Source organism: Providencia sp. PROV252 (assembly GCF_033676005.1).
In the GTDB taxonomy this organism is placed as follows: domain Bacteria; phylum Pseudomonadota; class Gammaproteobacteria; order Enterobacterales; family Enterobacteriaceae; genus Providencia; species Providencia vermicola.
This window is the reverse complement of record NZ_CP096294.1, coordinates 4,498,683-4,511,485: the sequence shown is the minus strand read 5'-3', so window position 1 is coordinate 4,511,485 and position 12,803 is coordinate 4,498,683. Positions and strand designations below refer to the sequence as shown.

Sequence of the window (12,803 nt, the reverse complement as noted above, 5' to 3'; positions counted from 1 at the left end):
AGATGCTGTAATTATTAATAAGGTGAATATTGAAATGAAATTTAAAGGTCTGATTTTAGTTTCTTTAGGCGCTTGTAGTTATGGCATTCTTTCAACATTAGTTGTACTGGCTTATCGCGCAGGTTATTCCTTGAATGATGTAATCGGTAGCCAAACGGTACTTGGTGCAATTTTGTTATGGTTTTTTGTTGTTGTCGGCGCATTAGTGAAAAAAGCTCGCTTAATGTGGCCAACTCGGCAACAAGGTCTTTTGATGTTGTTAACGGGGACGACGACGGGCCTAACGGGGTTATTATATTACGCATCGTTGCAGTATTTATCCCCAGCATTAGGTGTGGTGCTATTTCTGCAATTTACATGGATGGGAGTGGCGATTAATGCTGTCGTAAACCGTCAAATACCACCATTAATGACAATTGTTTCTGTAATAGTGATCTTAATTGGTACCATACTGGCGACAGGGTTATTAAATAGCCAAGATATCGTATTTCATTGGGCAGGCGTGCTATTAGGATTATGTGCAGCATTATCAAATGCGATACGGGTGTATGTGAGTGGCGCATTGGCTGTAAAAACGGATCCGATGATGCGCTCGGCAATTATGGTGACGGGAGGCGCAATCTTGACCTCTATTATCGTGCCACCAACATTCTTATTTAGTGTATCAACGTTTCAATCGCTATTTTTTACTTATGGATTACCTCTGGCTTTCTTTGGTTCTTTCTTCGGTATGTGGATGTTTGCTAAAGGCACACCTCTGATTGGTACAAGCTTAGCGACCATTGTGAGCTCAATGCAGCTGCCCGTTACTATTTTACTGTCAGTGACTGTTCTGCAATTACCCCTCGAATTCATTCAGTTTATAGGTGTTGCCGTCATTTTAATGGGGGTGGCTATCGCTGAGCTGAAAATAAAAATAAACACATGTAACTCCAAACGGAGCTTCGTATGAACATTAAATCCCGCTTGAAAATCATGCTTTTCCTGCAATATTTTGTTTGGGGAAGTTGGTTAGTTACGCTCGGCTCGTACATGATGAAAACTTTGAGTTTCTCAGGTGCTGAAGTTGGTTTAGTTTATAGCTCTAAAGGCATTGCGGCTATTTTAATGCCAGGGCTTATCGGCATTATTGCGGATAAATATATCCCAGCGAATCGCTTATATATGATCTGCCATTTGATAGGGGCAGCTGCACTATTTTATGCCGCTACAGTCACCAGCTCATCGGTGATGTTTTGGGTGATGTTGATAAATGCGATGGCATTTATGCCGACAATTGCCCTTTCAAATACCATTAGTTATTCATCACTAAGCCAATACCAATTGGATTCGGTCAGTAACTTCCCTCCAATTCGTGTATTTGGAACGGTTGGGTTTATTGTCGCCATGTGGAGTATTAGCTTATTAAAATTTGAACTCAGCAGTATGCAACTATATATAGCAGGGGGATGTTCGCTGCTATTAGCCGCATATTCCCTAACATTACCTAAAATTGAAGTGAATAAAAAAGCCATTTCAAGTAGCTGGATGAGCAAGCTAGGCTTAGATGCGTTAGTGTTATTTAAGAAGCCAATAATGGCTGTATTTTTCTTATTCGCTATGTTGCTTGGTGCGGTTTTACAAATAACCAATACATTTGGTAACCCGTTCTTACATGATTTTGGTCTCAATCCGCTGTATCAAGATAGTTTAGTGGTGCAATATCCCTCCATATTATTATCTATCTCGCAAATGGCGGAAGTGTGTTTTATTTTAGCAATTCCATTCTTCTTAAAACGCTATGGCATTAAAACCGTTATGTTATTAAGTATGTTTGCATGGACATTGCGGTTTGGGTTCTTTGCCTTCGGAGATCCATCAGCGATTGGTTTGATGTTCTTAATCATGTCGATGATTGTGTATGGTTGTGCATTTGATTTCTTTAATATTTCAGGTTCAATATTTATTGAACGAGAAGTCGATACACGAATGCGTGCGAGTGCCCAAGGGTTATTTATGACCATGGTGAATGGTGTCGGTGCTTATTTTGGTGCAATTCTCAGCGGGTTGGTTGTCGATTACTATACTGTTGACGGTATTAAAGATTGGCAAATGATTTGGCTGGTCTTTTCGTCTTACACAATTGTTTTAGCGATTATTTTCCAATTTACCTTCCATTATAGTCATGATAAAGACGCGGCAATGAAGGAAGCCAAATCCAGCTAAGATAATCTGTTAAACATAACGAACAAAACGTAAAAAGAGAAAGCCATTAATTTGGCTTTTTCTTTTTGGCGCAACTCAACGCTAAACATAGTTACGTTTACCTCGTAGAATATGTTCTGTCAGAGTTTCTTCTGCTTGGCTGAAAGCCTTTTGCTTGAGTTGTTCGACAAGTTGTTGATGTTGACGTGTAGACTCAAAGTAATATTCATTACGATAAATGGGGTCTGGCTGAAAATAAACACGCTGGCGAATATTATCCGCTAAATCTAAAAAGACAGTGTTATCGAGTAACTCTAAAAAGAATCGATGAAAGCGCTCATCTTCTTTAATCCAACCTTGGTAATTATTTTCGGCAAGTAGCGCTTTTTGCTGTTCAATTATCGCATCTAAGCAAGCGAAGTGTTCCTCAGTTAAATAATCACGGACGAGTTTAATTGCATGAGACTCAATGGCTAAACGTAAATCATAATTATCCCGCGTTTCTTTTAAGGACAGTTTTTGGATAAATACCCCTTTGCGTGGAATAATTTTAACCAAACCTTCATTTTGTAGCTGATATAGCGCTTCACGAATTGGAGTACGGCTCATACCAAGTTCTTCAACTAAGCTGTTTTCAGAGGTATAGCTTTCCTCGCCAAACTGCTTACTGAGAATTTTATGTTTAATAGCCGTATAGGCTTGTTGGCTGAGTGGTTTATCTTTCATCAGGATCTTGTATCAAAATTAGAAATTTCAGTGAGTATAGAAAGGAATAGATTGGTATACAAGTAAAGTACCAACTTTATATTGTTTAGATAATAAGCAAATGGCGGTTAATTATTGGTGATAATATGGATAATAAACCAGCATCCGTGCCAGTTTTGATTGCGTTAATATAATTCAGGACGGCGGTTTTCCATACAGGGCAATTTTTGACGAGTTTCAGCTGTGTGCTCGGGGGAAATTTCAGCGAAGAACACGGTTTCATCATAGCCTGCAGAAGCAATTGTTACGCCAAGAGCATCACAAATTAAGCTGCGCCCAATAAAAATATTACTGGTTTGGTCACACGCACAAACAGGTATGGTATTTTCTAGAGCACGGGCTTTTACTAGGGTTTGGTAGTGCTCTTCTTTGAGAGGACCACTGACCCAAGCTGTTGGGACTAGGAGTAAATCTGCCCCTGCTAATGCTAATTTACGGGCGACTTCTGGGAAACGCAGCTCATAGCATACTAAAATACCAATTTTCCCAAATTCGGTTTCGACAGGTTTCAATTCATTATGACTTTGAATGATATTGAGTGACTCTTGATAAGAGAATGCGTCATATAAATGCGTTTTTTGGTAATGATAAATGAGTTCCCCTTGGCGGTTTAACATAATGGTGGTGTTAAACGCGCGTTTAGGTTCATTCTCAGCCCGTTCATAAATACCACAAACCACATAAATTCCATACTCTTTTGCTGTTTTGGCTAGTTGAGAAACAAAAGGACCATCAACGTTCTCTGCGACATCCGCATAGCTGATACCACTATCCGCGGGAACAAATGCCATAAACATTTCAGGTAATAGAACTAAATCTGCTCCGCCTTGAGCCGCCTTTTGTATGGCATCACAGGCTTTTTTCAAGTTTTGTTCTTTATTAGGGCTACTGGCTAGTTGGGCAATTGCAACTTTCATGTTGGCTCCTTATTCGAAATATTTTGCAGCGCCTGAGATAGCGGCTAAGGTTTCACCTGCATCTATGCGTTTTTTGACATCAATTTCAGCATGTTGTGCATTAAGCGCGCGTTGGCGATATTCTTGCAATGTCACTTCATCAGCCACTAAAATGCCATCACCATCTGCAATAATTAAATTACCTGGGTGGATAGTGACGCCATCGACACTGATTGGCACATTGATTGCGCCTTCAATGCCTAGGATTCGAGTTGTTAGCGGACTGACTTTGTGAGCAAATACAGGGACACCAATCTCACGCAGCGCTTTGATATCAGTTACGCAACCATCGATAACAGCCCCAGCAATTTTTTTCGCTCGCGCCATATAGGACACCATCTCACCCCAACAGGCGCGGTCATAATCTCCTGACATATCAATGCAAACAACATCTCCTTCTTGAACAATATCAAAGACTTTATGTACTGCTGAAGAGTCCATATGTGGAATTCGCACAGTTACTGCGTGGCCAATGAACTGGTTTTTTTCAATTTGTGGACGTAGTGTTTTGATGAAGCCAAAATCGGTCATATGGCCAATTGTTGACGGGCAAACATCGCGGCAGCTTTCGATCACTTCTTGGCTAAAACAGGTAACTCGAGGATTTAACGTAAACATAGGGCACCTTTATTCGTTATATTAGAGTGTATGAGTAAAACTAATCTTGGTTTACAGCCGCTGCTAGAGGTTTATCAGGTTGAATGAAGAACCAGCAAATAATGGCTAAACTAATAGGTATCACGTTGAAAAGTAAGGCAACCGTCCACCCAAAGTGTTGGGCAAGCCAGCCGCATAAAATTGGAGAAATAACACCACCCAAATTGCCCCACAGATTCATCCATCCACTCACTGATCCTGCATATTGACGGCCTTTATCAGCGGCAATTGCCCACGAAGTCACAACGGGCAGGCCTAAAGCACCGAGGGCAAGGGTTAGCCATGCGACACTTACAACAGCGCTCTCCGTTTGAGCAGCACCACAAATCCCAACAATAAACAGGATAAAACCAGTAATGGCGATGTAGCCCCTTGCCACTAATTGGGAGTAGCCTTTATTGAGTAGCCAGTCAGATACTGAACCCGCGGTAAGCACAGCAATACAAATGGCTAACCATGGGAAACTTGCCGCAACACCCATTTGAGTTAGTGAAAATCCGCGTGCTTCTTGGAGGTAAGTTGGTAACCAAATCATAAATAACGTAGTCATATAGGCGACAAAAAAGTATTGAAAGCCTACAGCCCAAAATGGACGTTCTTTCATAAACTTACGCCATGGAGCTTTGACATCTTCACCGCCATTCTCACTGATTGTTCGGCCACTTTGTATAAATGCGATTTCGCTTTGTGAAATCTTAGGGTGCTGTTCTGGTTTATTGCGAGCGCAGAAGTACCAGATCAAACCAATTAAAATACCAATGACTCCAAAGATATAGAAAACAGCGTGCCAACCGAAAGAAATCATAATGAAAACAGTAAGGGTAGGAGCGATGACTGGGCCAAAATAAGAGCCTGCCAATAAGAAGCTTGCCGCTCTGGCTTTTTCATTTTGACGAAACCACCAAGTATTAAAGACAGCATTTGAAGGGTATAGAGGCGCCTCGCCAACACCAAAGAAAAAACGAACGATACATAACCAGAGGTAAGTCGGTGCAACCACCGTTAGAATGGTAAACGCAGACCAAACATATAAGCTTATTGTCGCAATTAACCGGCTGCCAAAGCGTTCCGCTAATATTCCACTTGGAATTTGTGCTAATGCATAACCAAGAGAAAATAATGCGCCTAAAAAACCAAATTGGACTTTACTCATACCTAAATCGGTCATCATATGTTCCGCAACAATGGAAATGTTGGCGCGATCCATATAGGCAATTAAACCGATAATAAAAAATATTGCTGCTAAACCCCAGCGTAAACGCCCTGGTGTGTCTTTTGCTGTAGGTGCTATCACAGAGTCTTTGTATGACATAGTCTTACCTTTTTTATTGGTCTGTAGAGGTAATTAATTTTATTGTATTTATATTGAATTCAACTTGTATACAAGATGGATGTTAATAACCCGTTATTGGCCTGTCAAAGATCTGTTTTGTTATCTGTGATTGAAATCAAAACATTTGGTGAATTTATGAGCGAGCTCATGTTTTTTCGACAAAACAATTATCAAAGATTAATTTGTTATTAATCAATGTATTATGCTTCTGAGGGAGCATGGGTAAATTAAGCGTTTGTTGCCGTGGGAAATAGTTAAATCTAGAAATGCCGACGTATTTCTAGATTTAACATAGACGTTATTTATCAATTTTCTTTTTTTTCGCCTCTTTTTGAGCGAGTTGTCTTATGCTTTTTTCTGGGGTAGGCAGATTTTCTGGCATGGTACCGCCAAGTGTTTCTCTCACTTTTTGGCCAACTTCAAAGTGAGTTTGATTCGCTTCTGTTTTACTTTGGATGTTATCTCGTTTGAGCTTTCGTTTAGCACCAGAACCAATTTCGACCATATCGATGATCTCCTCGAAATGGTCTTCAATGGCATGTCTACTTTGCAAACATGCCTCTTTTGCTTTTTCTAAAACAGGTAAGAATGCCGATATTCCGAATATTCGAGGAGTTTAGACAACTCTCTCGCTGACCAGTATTCATTTCCCGAATTATCCGTTTTTCTAATATCTTCAAAAGGCTGTTGCGGCACCATTTGACTCTCCAATTTTTGAGTAAGTGATTTTTTGGGGGAAGAAAGATAGTTTATCGTGGAGATTATTTGAGCGCCTAAGGATTTTCAAAAAATAGGATTTTTAAGGCAGTTTATGCGATTTTTATTCCAAAATTGCGGGGGGATCCACCTATTTCAGGTTATTTGGATATTTCAGTAAAATAAAAAAAGCCAATTTACACAGAGCATTAATTGGCTTAGTCATGCATGACAGTCAGAGAGATTACTCAATATTCTGAATTTGTTCTCTCATTTGTTCGATTAATACTTTCAGTTCAACGGCGGAAGTGGTGACTTCGCTATTAATCGATTTTGATGCTAACGTATTAGACTCACGATTAAATTCTTGCATCATAAAGTCAAGGCGGCGCCCATTGGCTTCTTTTTTCTTCAAGATATTACGCGTTTCTTTAACGTGCGCTTCTAATCTATCCAATTCCTCAGCAACATCAACACGTTGGGCGAGCAAAATGAGCTCCTGTTCTAAGCGGTTGTTATCCACTTGGATTTCCGCTTCTTCGAGCTTACTTTGAAGGCGATCGCGCTGCCATTGCAGAATTTCTGGCATATGTTGACGAACTTTTGCCACTTCAACTAAAACACCATCAAGGCGTTGTTCAATTAAGGCATGCAATGAAGCACCTTCCGCTTCTCGGCTTTGGATAAAAGCATCGATAGTTTCATCTAAACCAGCCATTAACTGTTCGCTGATGGCATCTAAATCTTGCTCGCCAGCCGACATCACACCTGGCCAACGTAAAATCTCTAGCGGGTTGATTTCACCTTCGTGGCTGTAATTTTTGACCCAATTTGCTGCGCTAATTAATTGGCGGGCTAATTGTTCATTGAGAATTAATTCGCCACGGTTTGCACCGTCTAATTCAAAACGCAGGTTACATTCCACTTTTCCGCGCGTTAAGCGTGAACGAAGGCGTTCACGAATAACGGGTTCAAGGCTTCTGAATTGCTCAGGTAAACGGATATACGTTTCTAAATAACGTTGGTTTACGGAACGCAGCTCCCAGGCCGCATTCCCCCATTCACCCTTGATATCACGGCGGGCAAAAGCGGTCATACTACGGATCATAATTCGTTCCTATTATCGATAAGATAATGGGATTATAACGCTATGAGAGATGACAGGATAGGCATTATCGTTTTAAGGACGTATAATGCGTCCCAATTTGAGTTGATAACGGAGATAACACCATGCGCCCAGCAGATAGACAAGCGGACGAAATGCGCCCGATTACCATCACGCGCAATTATACAAAACACGCAGAAGGCTCTGTTCTTATTGAGTTTGGCGACACGAAGGTGTTATGCAATGCAACGGTTGAAGAGGGTGTACCTCGCTTTTTAAAAGGTCAAGGTCAAGGTTGGGTAACCGCTGAGTACGGCATGTTACCTCGCGCAACAAATTCACGTAACCAACGTGAAGCGGCTCGTGGTAAACAAACTGGCCGTACAATGGAAATTCAACGTTTGATTGCCCGTTCATTACGTGCAGCTGTTGATCTGAAAAAATTGGGTGAATTCACCATCACTTTAGATTGTGATGTTATCCAGGCTGACGGCGGTACACGTACAGCGGCGATTTCAGGTGCTTGTGTGGCACTGGTGGATGCACTGAATAATATGGTTGCTCAGGGGAAAATTGCAAAAAGTCCTCTGAAGTCGATGGTTGCTGCAGTTTCGGTCGGGATTGTGAACCAAGAAGCGCTTTGCGACCTTGAGTACGTTGAAGACTCTGCGGCAGAAACGGACATGAACGTCGTGATGATGGATGATGGCCGTATGATTGAAGTGCAAGGCACCGCAGAAGGCGAACCATTTAGCCATGAAGAATTATTGGCTCTATTAGCATTAGCCAAAACAGGGCTCGACACCATTTTTGAAGCTCAGCGAGAAGCGCTGAAATAAATTAATGTTTAAATAGGCGGCTGAAAAGTCGCCTTTTTTATGTCTGCTAAATGGCAGATAACGCAATTAGCAAAATAACAAATTTAATATACATAATCGTCATCAATGAGGAGAATGACCAATGAAAGCCTATCAGCGCGATTTTATTGAACTTGCCATGAAAAAACAGGTATTGAAATTTGGTGAGTTTACGCTGAAATCAGGTCGAAAAAGCCCTTATTTTTTTAATGCAGGGTTATTTAATACTGGGCGTGATCTGGCACTTGTCGGTCGTTTTTATGCACAAGCGCTACAAGAGAGTGCAATTGAGTGTGATGTGATTTTTGGGCCAGCCTATAAAGGTATTCCCATTGCAACTACAATGGCAGTTGCATTGGCTGAGCATCATGATATCGATATGCCATATTGCTTTAATCGTAAGGAAGCAAAAGATCACGGAGAAGGTGGTGTATTAGTTGGTAGCCCTCTGCAAGGACGTGTTGTTGTGGTTGATGATGTGATCACTGCAGGTACTGCAATTCGTGAATCAATGGAAATTATTAAGCAGCAAAAAGCGACTCTCAATGGTGTTTTGTTGTGTTTAGACCGTCAAGAAAAAGGAAAAGGGGAAATCTCAGCCGTACAAGAGGTTGAGCGTGACTATAACTGCAAGGTTTATTCAATCATTACGATGAGTGATTTGATTACGTATCTTTCTGAACAAGAAGGTATGGAAGCACACTTAGTGGCAATGAAAGCTTATAGAGAACAGTACGGTATTTAAAAAAATCCCCTCGCCCAAAAAACGGGCGGGGTGAGTAGTACTAATAACTGTTATTGTAACTGAGCTAAAATTAAAGGCCAGCGCGCTTCAAATTCGACAGTCGGTCGGTAACGAAATTCTGAACGTACGAAGCGTGATAACATACCTTCGCAATAAGCAAGTAATTGAGAAGCAAGTAGCGATTCATCATGGATAAAGCCATGACCATCACGTATTTTTTTCTCTTTTAACACTTGGCGCAATTGAGACTCTATTCGCTCAAACAATTGGTTAATTCGGTCTTGTAGCCTGTCTTGCTCAAACATGAGCGCATGGCCTGTCATTATACGTGTTAAGCCTGGGTTTTTCTCTGAAAACCCTAAAATTAACGCTAACATTAATTTAATTCTAATGATGGTATCTTTTTCATCATTTAAAATCAGATTGATACGCGAGACCAGTGAATCTTCAATAAACCCAATAAGACTATCAAACATTTTCATTTTACTGGGAAAATGACGATATAACGCTGCTTCTGAAACACCAACGGAGGCTGCAAGTTTTGCAGTCGTAATGCGTTGGCTACCATCACTACTTTCTAACATTAACGCAAGAGCCTGTAAGATCTCGTCACGTCTGTTACGTTTTTGTGTTGTCGCTTTTTCTGCCATGTCTAATAAGACCCCTGCTAAAACAGCAAAACAAACTATCCAAAATTTTGCTCTTAGTAAAGAGACTTACAGAGCAAAATAGGTTTAAAAATGTAGAGAGTATAAGTAAATTTTGAACAATTTCCTGTTTAGTAATATGCGACTGATTGTTTTGATTCATAAATATAGAACCTAAAGTAGGTTCTATATAGCATATTAAATATCAGAATATTTTATTTATTGGCGACCTGAGTGACCGAAACCACCTGCACCACGTTCTGTTGCATCAAAGTCGTCAACAATATTAAATTCAGCTTGAACCACAGGGACAAAAACCATTTGTGCCATGCGCTCGCCTGGCTCAACAGTAAAGGTTTTATCACCACGATTCCAAACAGAAACCATGAGTTGCCCTTGATAATCGGAGTCAATAAGTCCGACAAGATTCCCGAGTACAACACCGTGTTTATGGCCCAGCCCCGAACGGGGAAGAATAACTGCAGCGAGACTTTCATCAGCGATGTGAATCGCTAAACCTGTTGGAATTAATTCTGTTTGACCTGGCGCTAAATCAATAGGTGCATCAAGACAAGCGCGCAAGTCTAAACCTGCTGAACCTGTTGTTGCATAGGTTGGTAAAGGAAATTCATTACCGATACGGTTATCAAGGATTTTTAGGTCAATTTTTTTCATAACGTTGAAGTATCTCGTCAAGTAAATAGTGGCTTAATTCAATTTTACTGCTATGTGGCAACCGAGTCTCACCGTTGGCATCAAATAGATGTAATGCGTTGTTATCGCTATTAAAACCGTTGTCTGCAAGGGAAACATCATTGGCACAAATTAAATCTAATTGTTTTTGTTGTCGTTTTTGGCGAGCATATTCTTCCACATTTTGGGTTTCAGCTGCAAATCCCACAACATAAGGGCGATTTTTCGTAAGAGCCCCAACACTTGCGACAATGTCTGGGTTTTTCACCAGTGTAATCGTGAACTCATCGCCTTGTTTTTTTATTTTATTTTCAGCAACCGTTTTGGCTCGGTAATCTGCAACAGCAGCGCAACCAATAAAAATATCTTGCTCAGCGATAGATTGGTGCACTTTTTCATACATATCTAAGCCGCTAATCACGTTAATTCGATTAACGCTCATCGGTGTAGGGAGGTTAACTGGCCCTGAAATTAATGTCACATCAGCCCCTCGTTGGCTTGCTGCTTGTGCGATAGCAAACCCCATTTTTCCTGAGCTGTGATTGCTGATAAAACGCACTGGGTCTAGATCTTCACGAGTTGGGCCCGCAGTGATCATCAGTTTAATGCCTTGTAAATCTAGCTTAGGATTGAAATATTCACCAGCCAAACGAACAATTTCGAGCGGATCAATCATGCGGCCTGGGCCAATATCACCACAAGCTTGACTGCCCTCATCAGGCCCCCAAATCATACACTGGCGTTGTTTCAATCTGATTAAATTATCTTGTGTTGCACGGGCCCGATACATTTGTTGATTCATTGCGGGTACAACGGCAATCGGCGCAGCGCTAGCAAGGCATATTGTGGTAAGCAAATCATTTGCCATACCTGCATTAAACCTAGCAATTAAATCAGCAGTTGCTGGGGCTAAAATAATCAAGTCAGCCCATTTTGCTAATTCAATATGACCCATTGCTGCTTCAGCCGCTGGATCTAATAAATCGTCTGCGACTGGATGGCCAGAGACTGCCTGTAAAGTCAGAGGGGTAATAAAGGCTTTCGCACCTTGAGTCATGACGACACGTACGACCGCGCCTTGATCACGTAAGCGACGCGTTAGTTCTGGAATTTTATAGGCGGCGATGCCCCCACTGATACCAATAACTATCTGTTTACCCAATAGTGATAGTTGATTCATTATTTTTATCCACTTTGCTCAACATGAACGGCATATTACCACATTGCACGTTTAGGTGGCGCGCTCGATTTTGCATCAACTTATTATTTTTGCGAAGCGCTACGCAAAGCCTTATGAGCGCAATTGTGATTCACTGAAAACTCGATAAAAGTGGTGAGAGAGAATTCAAGGACGAATAATATCATGAATGAACACCAAAACTTACCGCCCAGAGAGAAGCTACTTGCTTATGGTGCAGCAGCGCTCTCGGATGCCGAATTATTAGCGATTTTTTTGCGAACGGGGAGCCAAGGAGAGCCAGTTTTGAAACTTGCTGAACGGCTAATTAAGGAGTTCGGTTCTTTGTATTTATTAATTCAAGCCGATTATACGAAGCTAATGCAATGTAAAGGTATGGGAAGCTGTAAATTCACGCAGTTGCAAGCCATTAGCGAGTTGGCTCGTCGTTTTTTTTCGGAGCAATTTCTGCATGAGGATGTAATGAGTGGGCCTGACCTCCTAAAATCTAGATTGCTTGATTTGTTTGCGGGGCAAGAACGCGAAGTCTTTATTGTGTTATTTTTAAATACTCAAAATCAAATTATTTGTTATGAAGAAATGTTTAAGGGCACATTAAACCGCGTTGAAGTTCATCCAAGGGAAATTATTCGTTTTGCAATAAAAATGAATGCAAGTTCAATCATTTTAGCGCATAACCACCCATCAGGTAATCCTGAACCCAGCGCCGCAGATAGAGAAGTCACTGAACGGATCCAGAGCGCTTGTTCCATTATGGGAGTGAAATTACTCGACCATTTTGTTGTTGGGCACAAACGATGCGTCTCCTTTGCAGAGCGAGGGTGGCTGTAAAATCATTTTTTGCCTAAAAAATGACAACTTTTACGTTGTTGGGCTTGAGTGAAAACGATTGAAAGCGTATACTACGCCACCTTTAAGGATCTTGGGTTTGGCGAGAAGGGCCTATCTCAGTAAATTTTTTACTTAG

General features: G+C 41.1%; 13 protein-coding genes and 1 pseudogene. 5 read left to right on the top strand and 9 right to left on the bottom strand.

What is annotated here, in order from left to right:
- Window positions 1-34 precede the first annotated feature (34 nt).
- The gene (locus M1F05_RS20980; RefSeq protein ID WP_206085680.1) at window positions 35-952 is read left to right on the top strand and encodes a DMT family transporter; all 918 of its coding nucleotides are present in this window, start codon (window positions 35-37) and stop codon (window positions 950-952) included.
- Complete coding sequence (locus tag M1F05_RS20975; RefSeq protein ID WP_206085682.1) at window positions 949-2,205, top strand: nucleoside permease; 1,257 nt, start codon at window positions 949-951, stop codon at window positions 2,203-2,205. The genes M1F05_RS20980 and M1F05_RS20975 overlap by 4 nt, the downstream gene beginning before the upstream one ends.
- 81 nt (window positions 2,206-2,286) lie before the next feature.
- Here the strand turns inward: M1F05_RS20975 and M1F05_RS20970 are convergent, their stop codons facing one another.
- From M1F05_RS20970 to M1F05_RS20945, 6 genes and pseudogenes are all read right to left on the bottom strand, one after another.
- The gene (locus tag M1F05_RS20970) at window positions 2,287-2,910 is read right to left on the bottom strand and encodes a GntR family transcriptional regulator (protein WP_047756388.1); all 624 of its coding nucleotides are present in this window, start codon (window positions 2,908-2,910) and stop codon (window positions 2,287-2,289) included.
- A 164-nt stretch (window positions 2,911-3,074) separates the two neighbouring features.
- Complete coding sequence (locus tag M1F05_RS20965; RefSeq protein ID WP_206085684.1) at window positions 3,075-3,866, bottom strand: carbon-nitrogen hydrolase family protein; 792 nt, start codon at window positions 3,864-3,866, stop codon at window positions 3,075-3,077.
- A gap of 9 nt (window positions 3,867-3,875) precedes the next feature.
- Window positions 3,876-4,523, bottom strand: coding sequence for an RraA family protein (locus M1F05_RS20960; protein WP_206085685.1), 648 nt, complete (start codon window positions 4,521-4,523; stop codon window positions 3,876-3,878).
- 40 nt (window positions 4,524-4,563) lie between these two features.
- Entirely contained in the window at window positions 4,564-5,874 is a 1,311-nt protein-coding gene (locus M1F05_RS20955; RefSeq protein WP_206085687.1) for an MFS transporter, read from the bottom strand.
- 319 nt (window positions 5,875-6,193) lie between these two features.
- Window positions 6,194-6,594, bottom strand: a pseudogene (locus tag M1F05_RS20950) (hypothetical protein).
- Between the two features lie 241 nt (window positions 6,595-6,835).
- Window positions 6,836-7,699, bottom strand: coding sequence for a YicC/YloC family endoribonuclease (locus M1F05_RS20945; RefSeq protein ID WP_206085689.1), 864 nt, complete (start codon window positions 7,697-7,699; stop codon window positions 6,836-6,838).
- Window positions 7,700-7,821: 122 nt separating this feature from the next.
- Here M1F05_RS20945 and rph point away from each other — a divergent pair, with 122 nt between their 5' ends.
- Both rph and pyrE read left to right on the top strand, forming a co-directional pair.
- A complete protein-coding gene (gene rph, locus M1F05_RS20940) occupies window positions 7,822-8,535 on the top strand; it encodes a ribonuclease PH (protein WP_206085691.1) in 714 nt (237 codons plus the stop codon).
- A gap of 121 nt (window positions 8,536-8,656) precedes the next feature.
- Entirely contained in the window at window positions 8,657-9,298 is a 642-nt protein-coding gene (gene pyrE, locus M1F05_RS20935) for an orotate phosphoribosyltransferase (protein WP_206085693.1), read from the top strand.
- Window positions 9,299-9,348: 50 nt separating this feature from the next.
- Here the strand turns inward: pyrE and slmA are convergent, their stop codons facing one another.
- The 3 genes from slmA to coaBC all read right to left on the bottom strand — a co-directional run bounded on the left by slmA (window position 9,349) and on the right by coaBC (window position 11,818).
- On the bottom strand, window positions 9,349-9,948 hold the full coding sequence (gene slmA / locus M1F05_RS20930; RefSeq protein WP_206085700.1) for a nucleoid occlusion factor SlmA: 600 nt from the start codon (window positions 9,946-9,948) through the stop codon (window positions 9,349-9,351).
- A 216-nt stretch (window positions 9,949-10,164) separates the two neighbouring features.
- Window positions 10,165-10,620, bottom strand: a complete 456-nt coding sequence (gene dut, locus M1F05_RS20925; RefSeq protein WP_206085702.1) for a dUTP diphosphatase — start codon at window positions 10,618-10,620, stop codon at window positions 10,165-10,167.
- Window positions 10,607-11,818 carry a bifunctional phosphopantothenoylcysteine decarboxylase/phosphopantothenate--cysteine ligase CoaBC gene (gene coaBC, locus M1F05_RS20920; RefSeq protein ID WP_206085711.1) on the bottom strand — a complete coding sequence of 404 codons (1,212 nt, stop codon included), beginning with the start codon at window positions 11,816-11,818 and terminating at the stop codon, window positions 10,607-10,609. The genes dut and coaBC overlap by 14 nt, the downstream gene beginning before the upstream one ends.
- A 183-nt stretch (window positions 11,819-12,001) precedes the next feature.
- Between coaBC and radC the strand changes: the two genes are divergently transcribed.
- Window positions 12,002-12,667: a RadC family protein gene (gene radC, locus M1F05_RS20915; protein ID WP_206085714.1), complete on the top strand. Its 666-nt coding sequence runs from the start codon at window positions 12,002-12,004 to the stop codon at window positions 12,665-12,667.
- The last annotated feature ends 136 nt before the right edge of the window (window positions 12,668-12,803 follow it).